The sequence below is a fragment of the Limnohabitans sp. genome (assembly GCF_031539175.1).
GTDB lineage: Bacteria > Pseudomonadota > Gammaproteobacteria > Burkholderiales > Burkholderiaceae_C > Limnohabitans.
Genome location: NZ_JAVKLQ010000082.1, coordinates 1 through 15,032 on the forward strand (window position 1 = coordinate 1; position 15,032 = coordinate 15,032).

A 15,032-nucleotide genomic window follows, 5' to 3' on the forward strand; every position below is an offset into this window, starting at 1 on the left:
AACCGTGACGGATGAGGAATTGACTATGATTGAAAACCGATTGAATCATCGCCCCAGAAAGCGACTAGGATTCAAGACACCTCACGAGGTATTCCATGCCTCGTTAAAGCGTGTTGCACTTCGTCCTTGAATCCGCCTTCTACTGAATAAGCTGGATTGGCATAGCAAACGACAATTTTTGCCGTCTCCATCGGCCCATCGAAAGACCATGGCCCATAGTCACTTGTTACAAAGTCACAGGCTTCTTTGCTCTGTTTTGTTTTGTTGTTTTCGAAGTAGCTTTGATCCCTTGGATGGATTAAGGCGTCACCGCATTCAGCCCAATAGCGATGAAATTCTGTTCCTAAATACATGCTTCTCATTCTGCCGCACACATACAGCAATTTCTAGCCGCGTATCAACGAACCTTGCTTAATAAATTGAGCAAGCAAATTGGATATACATCAGGCATTCGGTTTGGCACTTCGGGACCAACGCACAAAGCGTAAATTGAGTCAAACCGACTTAGCATTGCGTGCTGACGTTGACCGCAACTACATCTCGCTCATCGAGCTAGGCAAGAACAGTCCTAGTGTGCGGATGCTTTACAAGCTATATGATGCCCTCGATATTCGCCCATCGGAACTTTTAAAAGATGCCGATAAGCGCATGTCAAATTGACCGGCGAACGATACGCGCGGGCACTCGCGCGCGAGGAACATACCGAAACCCTCAGCGACATAGGCCTCAGGGTAATTTCCAGGGTTTGATTTTGTCCGTTTCAGGCACAAAACCCTCTTCAAACCCTGTTCAACCCCCGACTGTCGGCGCAACATGACGAAGACTCAGGAACTCAAAAATCCAGCAAACCCTTGTCCGGTAAGGCTTTGCCGCAAACAAAAACGCCACCCCGAAGGATGGCGCATGTAAATTTGGTGCGGCTGGCGGGGATCGAACCCACTTTGGGGCAAATCGTCCGCAAACCCGCACCAGCACTCACTTTCACACATTCCAGTGGTTGAAAAAAGTGGGTTGAAGTGGATGACCTAAGTGGATGACATTGTGCCCCCATTTTCTTGGAAAGCCAGCAGTCCAGTCTTGGACGCCTGCAAGATTGACGCGGCAATGCAATTGCATTACCATTGGGCATCTTCTCTGAACTGGAGACCCCATGCCCGCCACCCTCGAAGTTGAATCCACGCTGACCGACCGCTACCAGACCACGGTGCCAGAAATGGTGCGCCGCAGTCTTCGCCTGGGCAAACGCGACAAGGTCCACTACTCCATTCGCCCCAACGGCGAGGTCGTTCTCAGTCGTGCGGAAGTCTCTGAGACTGATGACCCTGTGCTAGGTCAGTTTTTGGGCTTTCTGACCCGCGACATGGCCGAACACCCAGAGCGATTGCAAGCCTTGGATGCCAGCTTCGCGCAACGCTTTCAGTCACTCACCATGGGCATCGAAGTGGACCTTGACGCCCCGCTGTCGGCAGACGATGAATGAATGGGCCGAATCCCACACCTTTGGTCATTCATGGCTGGACAGTATTTGCCCACCCGCTGTTCATTTCGCAACTTGACGCACTTGCTCAGCAGGTCAGTTTCCTCAAGGAAAAAGACCCTATCGGGTTTGTAAAGAAAAACGCAACCAAGCGTTTGGCAGCCATTACCAAGCTGGCTTTCGATGCCATCCCACAAGACCCAACACGGCCAGAATACCGACAAGGAAACACCCTCGGCGAAGAACACAAGCACTGGTTTCGTGCGAAGTTCTTCCAGCAGTACCGACTGTTTTTTCGCTACCACGCTCCCAGCAAGGTGATCGTGCTGGCTTGGGTCAATGACGAAGACACCAAGCGAGCCTATGAGAGCAGCGAGGATGCGTATCGGGTGTTTCGCAAAATGCTGGAATCAGGTCAGCCGCCCGATGACTGGTCAAAGCTTTTGGCCGAAGCACGAGGCGTTGCGGGCAAAGCTGAGAATGTGATCGCCGCACTGCACGCCATCGCGTCAGGCGAACAAGATCGCCTAGCGGGCAATGGTATCTCTGCTGCTGATTCACGGGAGCGATTGCAGGCTGCACGCCACGACCGCAAATAAGGCCTTTCGTCATTCTTTCCCAGATCGCCTACCGCCTCAGCGGCACCCTAGCTGTCAACTATTTGGATCAGCAACGAAGTTAACTTGTCGCTTTCAAATTATTTTCCGTTTGAACAATGATTGGCGCCGACAGTGCTGCATGACGCTATTGCTCATAGTCATTCGCAACTACCCCCTCAAACAAACTCTTCGCACTGTCAGCCTCAAGAATGGCATGCTGAGTATCTGAATTGGTCAAGTCCAAGGCCCTCAGTTTTCCGTTGACTTCCGCAACCGACACAATGCGACGATAGGAACCAGCGTGAACCTTTGCATACTCGACTAATCCTTGCAGTTTCAGTAGGGCATCAGCCAAATGAATGCCGTGGGGATCAACAATGTCTGCAACAACTATCCCATCAGGCTCTGCGAAGAAAACAAAGTCAGGGCGGACGATTTTGTATTCGCCATCTTCCATGTAGGCCACACCGAGTGACGACTGACCGGGTTGCGGTGGATTGCGATACCAGAATCTAAAGCCTACACGCTTCATTTCGGCACGAATAACAGCTGGCTCCCAGCTACTCTTGAACTCAGCGGGGTACTGCCCCTCTTTGTCACACAGCAGGTGGTTTTTCCATTTGTCGAAAGTTGACGTGCTGCCGTTATCGACGGCTTTAGTCGCTTCGTATCGGGATTCAGGTTTGGCGACATCAACGCTTTGCGGATCGGTGCTCATCTCAATGATCTGCCGATACGACTCTTTGCGGTCATCGCTTAGCAACTTGATTTGAGCCGAATAATCCGCAAGAAATGTTTTGGCCACTTCGTCAGCTTTGGCATCGAAATAAGGCCCGATTTCCATCACCAAACCTAATCCAGCAACGGTGACCCGTGCTTCAGTGATCGCTTCGAGGTACTCTTCGGGATCGTCGTCAATGCTGGCGGTTTTCTGAGCCAGATAGTCAACATAGGTGTGGGCCACGTCGGGACTGAAAACTCTGGCTGCACGGCGATAGGCATCGTCAATGACCGCCATATCAGCGTTTTCCCAAAACTCATCGAAGCTCTTTTCCTTGCCTTTGAGGTCAGCCTTAACAGTCTGCCCATCAACCGTCAGCACGGCTTTACGCTTGGCTTTGATCTTGTCCTGGTAGCTCTCCGCAAATTCATCAAGTGCTTCGTGTAGCTTGCGATGTGCCAACTTGCCAGCACCAGCAAGAATGCCATCGGATGCCAGTTCATGCGCCAATGCGGTCAAACGCTTAGCTGGTTTTGCGCCACGTTGTGGGCGCGTCTGCGAAGGCAGTGATTCAAACACTTGCCAGACTGCATCGGCCACAGCGGGGTTGGGTTTGACTTCCACATAATCGATCAGGATGCGTCCGGTGGGTGGCCCAGATTCGTCACCCTTCATCAGTACATCAACAACTTTTTCAACGGTCTTTTTATTGAATCTGGGCAGCAAGCAATCCACCGCGTTGAGACGGTCGTTGCCAGGAATCCTGCGCGCCAATGGTGAACGAACCATACGCCCGAGCAACTGGGTGATATGCGTTTCATCACTTGCGGAGCGGAACGACACCATCACCTCCGCACGGGGACAATCCCAGCCCGTACTAATGGCATCTTTGGCAATCAGCACCCGAACCCAAGTGGAATCTTGAACGCGTTGTGGCTCGATATATGGCACATCACGGTTCCCAAATCGCTGGGTCGTGTGATCTCCAAAGACATGGGCAACACTGGCTGCAGGCATCTCAGGATAGCGTTCAAAAATCGTATCCAACGCGCGACCCATTTCATCTGGGTCAGGGGTGTTGGGCACTTGCAGCACCATCAGTGGAATGACTGCGCGAGATTCTTCCTGCTGCTTCGCATACTCACCCCATGCGTAGGTTGATTCTTTGAGCTTATCCGTCGCACGACGCACCAGCACAGTGTCAAAGTTGCCTGCCTCATCGGGTATGTCCAACAAGATGGTGTCTTTGATGAGGCCCGACTCCTGCACCTTGGTTGAATCGACCACCACATTGGGCAATTTGATATGTTTACCTGCTGACGCAATTGCTTGGTTGAAGCGTTCAACCGTTGCCGAGATACCCCACACCACTGGGATGCCGGGGACGCCGCCCGCACCATTGATGAGACGCTGCACGATGGTGCTCTTGGAGTTTTCGGCAGCCGTCGTTTGCTTGCCCATTCCTCGGTGTGCCTCGTCCAACACCAGATACAAAGTCAACTCTGGGTCGTCAATCGTGTTCTGAATGGTGTCCCAGATGGTGAAGGCGCGCAAATCAGGCCTTGTTTCAGGTAGCAGGTCACCGCCTTTGGCTTGTAGCTCTACAGGGTCATGGCCACGAACCAGCAGGCTGTTTTTACTCAGCTTCTGCGTGTTGAGAAAGTAGATTTTTTTTGCCTGAAACCGTGGCTGATTGAACGTGTTTTCCACCACCACCATGTCGGAGTGGTTGATGCGATCACTGGCCTCCATCAAACGAAACCGGGTCTGCTCATTGAGCGAAGGGTCATCGCTGAACCAAATGACCACGGCACCGGGGTCAGCATCAAAGTTCAACTCATCGTCACCATGAAACAACGCTTCGAAGGCAGCAGCAGCCATCACTGTCTTACCCGCACCAGTCACGGCGGTTAAAGAAAATGCACACTTGCGTGCTTTCCGCTGCCAATCATCACGAGCGTCTTTAAGATTGACCAAGGCATCGCGTACAGCATCCCGCTGATAGTCTTTGAGGGTGAACTTCATTTTCTATTCCTCTTCTTGTTCCCCACGCCTATTCCCCACTCGTGAAGCTGAAATTTGTCAAATAGGACTCGTACAGACGCACGGGCTCTACGGTTCTGGGTAAGCGTTTTGCTATCGCTTGAAACCGCCGGTCGTCATCGGTGACGATATAGGCCATTCTTAAGTCCGACGCTTTTTGCAGGGCCTTAAGGAACGTCGTGGCTTGATCCACTTCCGTCAGAAGCCCATAGGTGTCAACCACTTCCCACCCATTGGCAGGCAGCTTGTCGATACGCTTTCCCTGCGAACCAGCACGAAGCCACAGCAACGGTGCCACGCGCGAAAAGGCCAAATTGTGGTTGACGGCATTGCGCGCTTCGTAGGTAAGGGTAAAGAACTCGGCGTTGGCTTCAAAGCCTTCTGACATTGGGAATTCATCAGTGAATTTGTAATCGCCCTTGATAGCATCGCCGACAGGGGTCTTGCCCGTAATGGCTGCAGCGACTCGTGGTTTTGTGATGTAGTCGCAAATGCCGTGCTGTTCCCATTCAGCATCACCGGGCCGCAAGCCTTGTCCACGCAGTGCCTCTTGTTCATCGGCGGCAACTTCGTTATTCGTTACGGAGATACATTGCCGACGACCATCATCTTGGTGGTTCAGTCGCATGACTGAGTGCGCTGTCGTGCCCGATCCCGAAAAAAAATCAAGGATCGTTGCTTCCCGCTTGTTAGCGACGAATAGCCGCAGCGAATCTTCCACAACGTATAACGACTTTGGAAATGGGAAAGACCGAGTTGGCAGTAACGCTCCTACGACTTTTTTCCCATGGTCAGGTGCACTATGTCGGCTCTCGACCCAAACTGTTGTGGGTCGGGTCGTTTTGCCAGCTGGTGCGATAACAAGCTTTGTTCCGTCCTCTCGAATACCAGACACGACATACTCCCCAGACTCGACCTTGTTGATTGCAGGCCCAGTTAGGTATGAGATCGCATACGGCTGTAGGGAATTCGCACGAGTCGCTCTAGCGAAACCAGCGCGCACCGCCTTCATAAGACTTGGACCCGTGAGACCCCACTCCATTTCAACCCCATCATCACGGACAGGAAAGACTGCAACCACCCCCGGAGGGGGCAGGATAGTCTCACGCGCTACGTCATGAGCTAGGGGTTCACCAACTCCCGTAATTTTCGAGGTGACTGGATCGACGAACACTGGATAAAATTGTCGAGGTCGATTTCCTCGCATGGATTGCTCATCTGACCGACGTAAATAGGGCCAACGAACAGCCTGCCCTTCAGAATCAGAGACTGCAATTCCAGATACGGCAGAGTTACCGATCAAAACAAAGTAAGCGAATTCATCCACCCTGGCGAACATATCGGGGCGGGATGCACCTTTCGGATTCGTAGTAATGGAGACCATCTGAACTCGAGCATCAGTAAACACCTGTTCGAGCAGCAGTCCAAGCCGTAGGTATTCTTTCTCGTCAATTGTGACAATCAACACGGAATCGGCGGGGTTTAGCAAATCCTTTGCAACCAACAAACGTCGCTCCATCATCGCCAGCCATTTGCTGTGTCGGTACTGGTCGTCGCTCTCTACGTAATCGTTGTTGTACTTCCAGTCTTTCGCACCAGTGTTGTAGGGCGGGTCGATGTAGATCGCATCCACCTTGCCACGGTGGGTATAGGTCAATGCCTTGAGCACATGGTAATTTTCGCCATTGATGACGGTGTGGAAAGGCTGATCGCCACCACGCTCCACCTTACCTGTACTGACCAAGCCGGGATAAATGATGTCCCGGAATTCGGCCACCACCACCAACTCATCCATTGACACGGTTTGCTTTTCCACCGCATCTGAATCGGTCAGCTCAATTTCGGCTACTTTCTTGGCCTTGTGAATGTCTTTCACTTGCCACAAGCGTTGATCACCTTTCTTGACCGATCCACGCAGTGGCAGCACGCGCACTTTGTCACTTTTACGGATTGGACGCAACGGCAGCTCCACCGCCTCGGGGCTGTGTCGCTCGAAGTTCAGACCAAAAGGCAGGCGAGAAGATAGTGCCTTGACCTCACGCTCTAGGTCTGCACCGAACTGCGAATCTTTGGCTTTTGCCTGGGCAATGAGATCAGTTAGTCGGGACAATTTTTTTCTCAATGTGCAGCATGACAGTGTGTTTTGACTTTGTGGGCATATGTCCGCTTACATGGTGTTTGGGTTCTGAGCATTGCAATTCACTTGCTCGACGAATTCGGTCACCGTATTCCAGATCGTGCAGCAATTTTCATTGCCCCGCTCTGATTCAAGCGCATGCGCATCATGGCGGGACTGATGTTGTAGCGTGCAGCAGCTATGTCCAAGGAAGTTCTGGTTGTCGCCAAACGAATGGCCGCAGGACCCGGAACCAGTAGCACTCCTGACAAGCAGTTAGCCTCTGCTTCCAGCACTTCGTTGTAGTGCCGTCCACCAGATTCATCAGTGAGTTCACTTGGAGGATGATCGAGAATCGCATGCGACAGCTCGTGCGCCATATCACTTTGTTGACGTGTTGCAGCATTGCTATCGTTGAACACAATAAACCTGCGCCGCCCCTGGAACAGGGTCACTGCTGAAAAAGGACTTCCATAGCTACATGCTAAAAACATATAGTTTTTCTCCTGCATTTCCTCGTTTAATTTGCTGAGTGCAAACACCGGCATTGCCAAATGTGCCGCCAAGCAGAACATGTCCAGAGGAGCTATCGGCTGGATGCCTAGCTCCTGCCTATAGTCCTTGGCATACGCCTCAGCTTCCGACTTAAACCCGCGCCGAAGTTGAACTGGCATCTGCACGCTCCGTCGTATTCCGTCCGAACGTCCGGTAGGCCGCATTCAGAAGATCTTGTATGGCCTCTATGCCCTCAGGCGACAATGTCCTGTCAGCACGCAACAAAGCCATCACCTTCGGCAAAGACTCTGCGTCTTTCGCCTTCAACTCCTCGTCGGTCACAAAATCTGCTGGATTCAATCCAGACCAAGCGGAGAGCATTGTCAGGCTATCTGCATCTGGATGCTTTCCCTGCCCCATTCTCGTCAGACTTGATGCACTCACTTTAGTCTGATCGGCAAGCTTCTTCCACGGCAGCCCTTTTCGCTTACGGATTTCATCGAGTGCAGCGTAAAAGGCATCGCAGTCGAAATGTCCACGGTTAGCGGCCATTGGTTCTCCTGTTGCTAATTGGCAATATTTTATAGAAAAAGCACCGAATGCGTATTGCTATATAGCAATATTCAGTGCTACATTGCATGCATCAACAACTTTGGAGGCCTAACATGGCTAAAAACGCACCAGTCGGAGACAACGCACGAGTAGGCGCCGTTCGTGAACGCTCGCAAGTACACAACCCAAAAACTGATACCTGGGTAAAACGGGATGCAAACACAGGCCGTTTCATGGATCAAAAGCAGGACGGCACACCCTTTAAAGGCGTGCGCAAAGAAAATAAATAACAGCTTTAAGGGTGAAATCTATGCGAAGCATTGTCGGGATTCAAGGTGACGGCAACGCCGTCGGCAACAACAATCGCATCACCGTCATCAAGCATCAAAACCACCACTACAGAGGTGGAAAGAACGGAGACGGAGAGAAAGGTGGCGGGATTGGTGCTATTGCAATCGCCATGGCCCTTGCGTTGGCTGGTGCGAGCTTTTACTTCGCGCTCTATTCTGAGGTGATTTATTTAGTGCTGCGGACTTTGGCGGGACTAGAAGCCATTGGCGCAGCTTGGGCCATCTATCTCTACAGTCAACGCGACGCACCTGAAATTGTTATCAAGATGACTTTTGTGGCCGCACTATCGGCCATCGGATGTTTCGGCCTGACAGTTGCCCAAGCCAACTACCCAAATCAGATCGTTCATCTCGCGCAGCAATCAGAGGGGGTTCGCACTTTCTGGTGCGGGCTTAACGTATATGGTCGGCAGCTTGCGCTGCTTCATGCACTGACCGCAGGGATAGGGTTTGCTGTTGGGTTACTTTTTCTGTTACCCGTCTGCACAGTTGCAACCATCTTCGGATACTTTGACATCGCCGTCAGCGAGACCACTTATACCTGGCTTGAGCGGATGTCCTCGTGGGTATTGATCACACTCGGTGGCTTCTTTGTATGCACCGCAAGCTACTTCCATACACCGGCAGGCTGGAATACTTGGAGTGAATTCATCAAAGAACCTCCTTCTCTTTTGCTCTGCATAAAGTAGAAATAATTTTTTCAGAAAGACACCATCATGGCAGATTGCGAAATCCGTTGTATTACCAAATCTCACCCTCAGGGAGGTCATGAGCACATTACGCACGTGGGCAACCGCGTCACGGCAAATTGGTATTGGACTGTGGAGCAGGTCATTCAAAGTATCGACTCCAATTCCAACACGTTTTATGTCAAGGACCAAAAGACCGGCAAACGCGCGAATGTTGGCGTTGTGCGACCAGCACAGGGACGTGCGTATATCAGAACCTACGCAGACGGTGTATGGAACGACAACCTCTTGTCATTGCCCGCATGCATGTAATTCAATGCGAGACGTTCCATATTGACGATTCGGTATTGCTGCAGCAGCGGTGCCATCACATGCATCCGATACATCACTGAGGTAAGCAGGCATATGCAAACCACTATTGCACAACCGTTCGTTGGTCTTATCTCGCGCCCCAAACTCAGCGGAATTGGGCGGCATGCAGGTGTATTGCTACCCAATGGTCATGTTGCACACATGACACCCGATGGGCAGGCAATTGTCACGCTGACCGAATTCGCCCAAGGACGACCCATCACATATGAAAGAGAAACCCTACTTCACCGACATCAGCAGATTCAGTGGAACGCGTTCCAGTCAATAGGTGGAGCATTCAAATATGACTTATTGAACCGCAACTGTGAGCACTATGCCACTTGGCTACTAGGCGAAGAACCTCAAAGCGCCCAGGTAACTGCAGTTGCTGCACTTACCTTGATCGGGGTACTTGCTGCTATGACTTCGTAGCCTTCTCGCCCATTCTCGAACGGTGCAGGCGGACACCTGCTTCTCAGGCACAAAGCCTCCCGCTCAAGCGGCACCCTCCCTCGGTCAGATTTTGGGCTTGCCCTTGTCAGCCACCTGACTGGCATCCAATGAGGCCCTCACTTTCTCAGCCTCCAAATTCAAACTCAGTTGTGCCATCTGATACTGGAGCTTGATGATCTGGGCATTCAGCACCTCGTAGTACATGGTGTTGGTCGTGGTTCTGGCCTTGACCATTAGTTTGGACACCAGATTGGCCAGACTGCCGAGCTGCATTTCCATGCCGATGGCCGTGACCGATGTCGTCGGAATGCTGGCAAATTGGACAGCGGAGCTGCCTTCAGATTCTTTGGCTGTGTGGCTTGGAGCCGCTCCACGAGCTACGGCACCATGGTCTGCCTGTTTGGCTTGAGTGCTGGCCACAGTGGCGACATCGGCTTCTGATGGCATGGTGACTGGAAGCGCAGGTTTTGATGCCGTTTTGACGGGTTCAGTGGGCTTCTGTGCGGGTAAGTTCGGCATGGTTTCGGGTTGTCCCTTGACACCGCCTTTGCGACGGATGGTTCGTTTGAACGTAGTCTTCTTCTTGTAACGCTTGGCGAAATACTCAGCCCTCTCCAGGGTCAGCTTCTCCAGGGTGGCCTTGGCTTGGGTGTATTCCTCTGCGGTGAGTTTCTGGGGCTGCTGTGCCTTCTTGTGTTGTTCCACCAATTGCTGGTAATCAGCCCCTTCCTGAAACAAGGGTCCCATGAGCCTCTTCGCTTTGGCGCTGCCCGGTAACCTGATGGAGATGTAGTCGTTGCCGACACGGGTGACTTCACCATAGTTGTCTTCCAGATGGGTGATGAGTTCATCGCGGTCAGCGATTCTTCCGCTGACGATGTGACCGTGCAGTTCTTTCGCCAGCAGGGTCTTGACCCTTCTGGATTGCTTGCCTGCTTGTGACTTGGCCTCAAATTCACTAAGGGCCACCTTCAAGGGATCAGGCGTGACCTGGTTGTAACCCATGGCCTGGTTCATGACCTGCGTGTAGGCTTGGAAGTGCTCGATGTTTCTCTTGCCCGGTGGGTGGATGTTGAGCTGCCTTCCAGTCTGCATTTCCGTTCCAGCCACCACAAAGTGCAGTTCAAGATTGCCTTTGTCTCGGTGGGCAATCCAGGCGTCGGCATAGTTGTCGCAGTCTTTCAAACCAGGAAGAAAGCTGGCTTTGAAGGCATCCATGATTTTTTGGATTTGCGCGGCATTGGGCTTTTCGGTGTCACGAAAGCTGATGGCCCCTGACACGTACTTGTGTTTTCTGCTGGTGCCGTTGGAGACCAGTTGAAACATGCTGGGGGAGCCATGCAGCAATTCTGGCGGCACAGATCGTGGTTGGCCGGTGTGGTCGTTGTTGCCCATCAAATAATTGATGGCGGACTTGGCACTGCCTGTGCCTGTTTTGAAGATGCGCACCATCATGATTGCACCTGCGCGCGCATGATGCTTTGGTAGTGCTGGTCCATGGCTGTGAGCCTGGACTCCACTTTGCACAACTCTTCCAGCATGGCGGTGGAGACTTCCTCGTCGCTGTTGAGGGCTTTGGCGATCTGGTTGACGTTGTTGCCAATGCGGGCCAACTCGGCAATCATGGCTTTGCTGGTGTCGCGCTCTTGGCGAATGTGCTGGGTGACTGCCATGCCGCCATAGACCAGTTTGTTACGGGCGTATTGGGCCAGTGAGTTTTCTTCGGCAAGCAGGGCTTGTGTAACGAGGGTGCTGTGCTCTGCGGGTGAGAGGCGCAGTTCAAAACGCAGGGTTCTCAATTCTTGGTTTTGTTCGATGCCAGACTGGCCGGCTTTTTTCTTTTGTGTCATGGTGACCTCCTTTGGTTTTTGTTCTGTTGAGGCAGGGCCTCGTTCCTTTCTGGTTGGTTGCTAATTCGTATGCGCTGTGCCGTATGCGGGTTATGCATTCACGGGTTGATGGTGCGCACGGGGGACTGGGGAAACACCCCAGATAACTCGATAACCCGAAACGCAAAATTTGCGACGGGTTATAGATTGACCTTGCTGTGTACCCCTCTCACAGCTTGGGCTTCCTACCTCTTCGGTTTGCTGGGTGAGTTGTTGACTGTCCCACCACCCGCTCCATCACCGTTTCCACTCCTGCCGTCTGAACCCGCTGTGCCTACCGGGTGAATGCCAAGGTGCTTGTGACGTAGCTCTGCGATCAATGAACGACTGCGCTCTTGCGACGGTATGCGGATTCCGTGCTTGTACCAGTGGCAGAGTTTGGGATCGGCTAAACAGATTGCTGGGCCGTTGTCACGGTGCAAAGCTCCATCGATGAAGTAATAGCTTGTGCCGTCCGAAGTTTCTAGGGCTGGCCCGTCCTCTCGGTGCAACCTGCCGTCAGTGATGTAGATTTTTGTTCCGTCTGGGAACTGTATATTTTCTTGCATATTGATTTCCTCCTGCTGAACAAGTTACAGGAACGATTTCGAATAGCAAGGGGTTCTGGGGGGTGAAGTAGATAAAGGATATTCGACGGCGGAAGCGGTGAGCCGGTTAAACGACTTCTCCAAGGTGACTGCCATAAATACACAGCCCCTCATTGATGAAGATATGTCCACCGAGATTGATTTCTCAGAGACCAAACTCGGACAGTTCTTTAACGCTATCTCTACTCCCGGGAGCAGACTTGATAAGTTAAGACAGCAACCGCAATTTAGGAGGGGCCTTAATTGTTGGTCTCCCTACCGCATCTCCTTTGACTACCGATAGCTGCGTTAATCCAAAGGTAAGCGCATTGATCTCATCTACAGTCAAGCTCAAACTCTGAGCGATATCCCGCCAACCTTGTTTGTACATTTGCAGGTAGTCCTGCACCTTGGTGAGTAATTGAGATTTTTCGCGATCCATCTCTTCTGGCTCTTGGGTGCGGTAGCCTTTTTTAGCCATTTCAATGCACAGGATGCGATAGTTCCATTCGGTAATAAGATCGAGCGAGTGGAAGCGGTAAGCCATGGCGACCAGCGATACTCCCCAGTAGTGTTTGAGCTTCATGAGGTAGTTGATCGTGTATGCCGGAGGCTGGTTAGCCACGACGCTCTCCTTCGGCATCAAAAAAGCCGAGGCAAAGGCGTTTGCCTGTTTCTCGATTTCCGGGTCAGGGGCCTTACCGTGCTGCATGGAGTAAACATCGCGCACCAGATGACCTAGTTCATGGGCTGCATCAAAGCGGCTGCGCTCAGCAGATTTCAATGTGTTGAGAAGTACAAAGGGTTTGCCGTTGTGCCATGTGCAAAAAGCGTCCACGTCACGAGCGTCTTCTGTCAGAGAAAAGATGCGGATGCCATTGGATTCCAGGAGGTGAATCATGTTTGGTATGGGCGCATTGCCTAACCCCCACAAGCGGCGCAGGGCTGCGGCGGCATCCTCGGGATCAAGATCGCTCAAGTCAGGCAGGTCTGCTTGCGGCAGATTGAAGCGTTCTTCAATCCAGTCGTTCACTTTGAAGGCAATAGAGGCCACACTGAACGCGCCCTTCTTCATCGCGTCTGACATTTTTGAGAGCGCACGAAAACTAACTGCATGTTCTTGCAGCTCTGGCATATCTTCATCGATGAAAAAAAACTGCTGGGGAAAGTCCAGCAGTTTTGCGATTTGTGCCAAGGTTCCTAAGTCAGGAGCAGGCGTTCCAGCTTCGTAGTTTTGTACGGTGCGGCTGGTAACGCCCAGCTCCTTGGCTAATTGCGCTTTGGTGTAGCGCCGTCTAACCCGGGCAAATGTGATTTGCTTGGGGTTGATGTCTGACATGATTTATTACTCAGTTATGTGCCGGTTTTGGGCTGGACTTCGACCGTGGCTGGGGCGTTGGGTACGTCCTCGCGGATGGTGAAGTCGGTTGGACTATTAGGGATGCTACCCAGAATCAGGCGTTCACCCCAGCCAGTGATTTTCTTCTTACTGAAGTCCGTTGGAAGTGAGAGTTCGTATCGAACTTCTTTCAAAGTTTTGTCGTAGTGGTAAAGCAGTGCCCAGACTTGCGTGCCTTGTTGATCCCGGGCTTGGTTGAAAAGCTTCTGCTGACGATTGGCGTCGACATAGCCTTCAGCAACGGCACCTTTATCAGCAGCGGTACTGGGATCTTCCAGCCCTTGTTTGCCGGTTTCAGCGTTGCCTGTCATCACCACGATTGAAATGCTGCGATCAGGAGCGATGGCGAATGGGCAGTTTCTCTGGTCATGAGCGTTCCACTGCTTTTCAAGCAGTAGATTGCGCAGCTCATCCAGTGTGTCGAACCATTGCTTTCCGCCTGCTGCGGTCGGTGCAGATGCTCTGGTGGTGTCATTGCGAGCACTGAGGCCCTTCAGGATCGCCTTGGACATGAGTTCTGGCGCAAGGTCAGAGTGGAGTTGCAGGAGCCGTGCGCGCACCTCGTCGGGCTGGACGACGATCTTGGCAAGCTGATTGAAGGGATCAGGGACTAATCGGAAACCAGAATTCGACACATTGACTCCTGCAGTAATTTCCGTAAATCATACCTCATATTGAGTCATGAAAAGCGGAAAAAAATAAAACTGATTGATTGGAGAGGTGATGATGGCCTAGACCATTGAAATAGGCATAGTAAGTGTTCAGCGACAAAAAATGACGACTGCAAACGCTGCAAAAGAGTCTTTGCGCTGGCTCAATGGATGTGCCGTCTTTGCCAACGATTGGTTTCCAGAAACCAGCCGTTCGCCCATGACCGCAACTCACTGCAGTCATGTCAATCGCGAAATGACTACTTCCTCCCCCGCACCCCATCACAAATTCTCTCCACCACATCCACCACCATGGCCCTGTCCTTTTTGCTCAGGGTACTGAGCAAGGTGGCAATGTGTTCGGCCTGATCGCTGCTTCGTTCACTGGTTTCAATCACCAGTGCATCAATCCCGCATCCAAAGATCTCCGCCAATTCGGCAAGACGTACCACCGTTGGGATGGTCAGGGCTCGTTCCATTCTGGAAACGGCCTCAAGTCCGATGCCTAACTCCTCACCCACTTGTCCCTGCGTGAGGCCAGCAGCCTGTCTGCGCTTGGCGATGCACCGACCAATCAGTGGCCCGATGGATTGCTCTTGGAATGGAACCTGTTTTGCTGCCATGACGGTTGGTGTTCTTGGTCGGAGATAAATAGATCACCTCATTGTATTGATAGTCAACC

Annotated in this window: 17 protein-coding genes; 7 read left to right on the forward strand and 10 right to left on the reverse strand. The window is 52.0% G+C overall.

The features are described from left to right. Positions 1–71: 71 nt before the first annotated feature. Positions 72–353 (reverse strand): hypothetical protein, encoded by a 282-nt coding sequence (locus RMS95_RS15070; protein ID WP_310647066.1) that lies wholly within the window; start codon positions 351–353, stop codon positions 72–74. A 103-nt stretch (positions 354–456) separates the two neighbouring features. On the opposite strand from RMS95_RS15070, the gene RMS95_RS15075 reads away from it, so the two are divergent. The 3 genes from RMS95_RS15075 to RMS95_RS15085 all read left to right on the forward strand — a co-directional run bounded on the left by RMS95_RS15075 (position 457) and on the right by RMS95_RS15085 (position 2,076). Continuing rightward, positions 457–660, forward strand: a complete 204-nt coding sequence (locus RMS95_RS15075) for a helix-turn-helix transcriptional regulator (RefSeq protein WP_310647065.1) — start codon at positions 457–459, stop codon at positions 658–660. A gap of 490 nt (positions 661–1,150) precedes the next feature. Further along, positions 1,151–1,480 carry a type II toxin-antitoxin system PrlF family antitoxin gene (locus tag RMS95_RS15080; RefSeq protein ID WP_310647012.1) on the forward strand — a complete coding sequence of 110 codons (330 nt, stop codon included), beginning with the start codon at positions 1,151–1,153 and terminating at the stop codon, positions 1,478–1,480. Then, positions 1,477–2,076, forward strand: coding sequence for a type II toxin-antitoxin system YhaV family toxin (locus tag RMS95_RS15085; RefSeq protein WP_310647013.1), 600 nt, complete (start codon positions 1,477–1,479; stop codon positions 2,074–2,076). The genes RMS95_RS15080 and RMS95_RS15085 overlap by 4 nt, the downstream gene beginning before the upstream one ends. A gap of 145 nt (positions 2,077–2,221) precedes the next feature. On the opposite strand, the gene RMS95_RS15090 is transcribed toward RMS95_RS15085, so the two are convergent. From RMS95_RS15090 to RMS95_RS15105, 4 genes are all read right to left on the reverse strand, one after another. Beyond that, positions 2,222–4,822, reverse strand: coding sequence for a DEAD/DEAH box helicase family protein (locus RMS95_RS15090; RefSeq protein WP_310647014.1), 2,601 nt, complete (start codon positions 4,820–4,822; stop codon positions 2,222–2,224). A 28-nt stretch (positions 4,823–4,850) separates the two neighbouring features. Then, positions 4,851–6,962: a DNA methyltransferase gene (locus tag RMS95_RS15095; RefSeq protein ID WP_310647015.1), complete on the reverse strand. Its 2,112-nt coding sequence runs from the start codon at positions 6,960–6,962 to the stop codon at positions 4,851–4,853. A 98-nt stretch (positions 6,963–7,060) separates the two neighbouring features. Next, the gene (locus tag RMS95_RS15100) at positions 7,061–7,630 is read right to left on the reverse strand and encodes an ImmA/IrrE family metallo-endopeptidase (RefSeq protein ID WP_310647016.1); all 570 of its coding nucleotides are present in this window, start codon (positions 7,628–7,630) and stop codon (positions 7,061–7,063) included. After that, positions 7,602–8,003 carry a helix-turn-helix domain-containing protein gene (locus RMS95_RS15105; RefSeq protein ID WP_310647017.1) on the reverse strand — a complete coding sequence of 134 codons (402 nt, stop codon included), beginning with the start codon at positions 8,001–8,003 and terminating at the stop codon, positions 7,602–7,604. Before RMS95_RS15105 ends, RMS95_RS15100 begins: the two co-directional genes overlap by 29 nt. A gap of 113 nt (positions 8,004–8,116) precedes the next feature. On the opposite strand from RMS95_RS15105, the gene RMS95_RS15110 reads away from it, so the two are divergent. The 4 genes from RMS95_RS15110 to RMS95_RS15125 all read left to right on the forward strand — a co-directional run bounded on the left by RMS95_RS15110 (position 8,117) and on the right by RMS95_RS15125 (position 9,825). Further along, positions 8,117–8,293, forward strand: coding sequence for a hypothetical protein (locus RMS95_RS15110; protein ID WP_310647018.1), 177 nt, complete (start codon positions 8,117–8,119; stop codon positions 8,291–8,293). 20 nt (positions 8,294–8,313) lie between these two features. Next, positions 8,314–9,042 carry a hypothetical protein gene (locus tag RMS95_RS15115; protein WP_310647019.1) on the forward strand — a complete coding sequence of 243 codons (729 nt, stop codon included), beginning with the start codon at positions 8,314–8,316 and terminating at the stop codon, positions 9,040–9,042. 27 nt (positions 9,043–9,069) lie between these two features. Then, positions 9,070–9,354: a DUF3892 domain-containing protein gene (locus tag RMS95_RS15120; protein WP_310647020.1), complete on the forward strand. Its 285-nt coding sequence runs from the start codon at positions 9,070–9,072 to the stop codon at positions 9,352–9,354. Positions 9,355–9,447: 93 nt separating this feature from the next. Further along, a complete protein-coding gene (locus RMS95_RS15125; protein ID WP_310647021.1) occupies positions 9,448–9,825 on the forward strand; it encodes a lecithin retinol acyltransferase family protein in 378 nt (125 codons plus the stop codon). Positions 9,826–9,909: 84 nt separating this feature from the next. Here the strand turns inward: RMS95_RS15125 and RMS95_RS15130 are convergent, their stop codons facing one another. The 5 genes from RMS95_RS15130 to RMS95_RS15150 all read right to left on the reverse strand — a co-directional run bounded on the left by RMS95_RS15130 (position 9,910) and on the right by RMS95_RS15150 (position 14,973). Next, positions 9,910–11,301 (reverse strand): relaxase/mobilization nuclease domain-containing protein, encoded by a 1,392-nt coding sequence (locus RMS95_RS15130; RefSeq protein WP_310647022.1) that lies wholly within the window; start codon positions 11,299–11,301, stop codon positions 9,910–9,912. Continuing rightward, positions 11,298–11,696 (reverse strand): plasmid mobilization relaxosome protein MobC, encoded by a 399-nt coding sequence (gene mobC, locus RMS95_RS15135; protein WP_310647023.1) that lies wholly within the window; start codon positions 11,694–11,696, stop codon positions 11,298–11,300. The genes RMS95_RS15130 and mobC overlap by 4 nt, the downstream gene beginning before the upstream one ends. Positions 11,697–12,530: 834 nt before the next feature. Then, positions 12,531–13,640 carry an ImmA/IrrE family metallo-endopeptidase gene (locus RMS95_RS15140; protein WP_310647024.1) on the reverse strand — a complete coding sequence of 370 codons (1,110 nt, stop codon included), beginning with the start codon at positions 13,638–13,640 and terminating at the stop codon, positions 12,531–12,533. 14 nt (positions 13,641–13,654) lie between these two features. Then, entirely contained in the window at positions 13,655–14,335 is a 681-nt protein-coding gene (locus tag RMS95_RS15145; RefSeq protein WP_310647025.1) for a hypothetical protein, read from the reverse strand. Positions 14,336–14,610: 275 nt separating this feature from the next. Continuing rightward, positions 14,611–14,973, reverse strand: a complete 363-nt coding sequence (locus RMS95_RS15150; protein ID WP_310647026.1) for a helix-turn-helix transcriptional regulator — start codon at positions 14,971–14,973, stop codon at positions 14,611–14,613. Positions 14,974–15,032 lie beyond the last annotated feature (59 nt).

Coding starts and splice junctions, on each gene's coding strand:
- RMS95_RS15150 (WP_310647026.1), bottom strand. CDS start 14,973: ATGGCAGCAAAACAGGTTCCATTCCAAGAGCAATCCATCGGGCCACTG.
- RMS95_RS15140 (WP_310647024.1), bottom strand. CDS start 13,640: ATGTCAGACATCAACCCCAAGCAAATCACATTTGCCCGGGTTAGACGG.
- RMS95_RS15090 (WP_310647014.1), bottom strand. CDS start 4,822: ATGAAGTTCACCCTCAAAGACTATCAGCGGGATGCTGTACGCGATGCC.
- RMS95_RS15070 (WP_310647066.1), bottom strand. CDS start 353: ATGTATTTAGGAACAGAATTTCATCGCTATTGGGCTGAATGCGGTGAC.
- RMS95_RS15085 (WP_310647013.1), top strand. CDS start 1,477: ATGAATGGGCCGAATCCCACACCTTTGGTCATTCATGGCTGGACAGTA.
- RMS95_RS15100 (WP_310647016.1), bottom strand. CDS start 7,630: ATGCCAGTTCAACTTCGGCGCGGGTTTAAGTCGGAAGCTGAGGCGTAT.
- mobC (WP_310647023.1), bottom strand. CDS start 11,696: ATGACACAAAAGAAAAAAGCCGGCCAGTCTGGCATCGAACAAAACCAA.
- RMS95_RS15105 (WP_310647017.1), bottom strand. CDS start 8,003: ATGGCCGCTAACCGTGGACATTTCGACTGCGATGCCTTTTACGCTGCA.
- RMS95_RS15115 (WP_310647019.1), top strand. CDS start 8,314: ATGCGAAGCATTGTCGGGATTCAAGGTGACGGCAACGCCGTCGGCAAC.
- RMS95_RS15110 (WP_310647018.1), top strand. CDS start 8,117: ATGGCTAAAAACGCACCAGTCGGAGACAACGCACGAGTAGGCGCCGTT.
- RMS95_RS15125 (WP_310647021.1), top strand. CDS start 9,448: ATGCAAACCACTATTGCACAACCGTTCGTTGGTCTTATCTCGCGCCCC.
- RMS95_RS15120 (WP_310647020.1), top strand. CDS start 9,070: ATGGCAGATTGCGAAATCCGTTGTATTACCAAATCTCACCCTCAGGGA.
- RMS95_RS15080 (WP_310647012.1), top strand. CDS start 1,151: ATGCCCGCCACCCTCGAAGTTGAATCCACGCTGACCGACCGCTACCAG.
- RMS95_RS15130 (WP_310647022.1), bottom strand. CDS start 11,301: ATGATGGTGCGCATCTTCAAAACAGGCACAGGCAGTGCCAAGTCCGCC.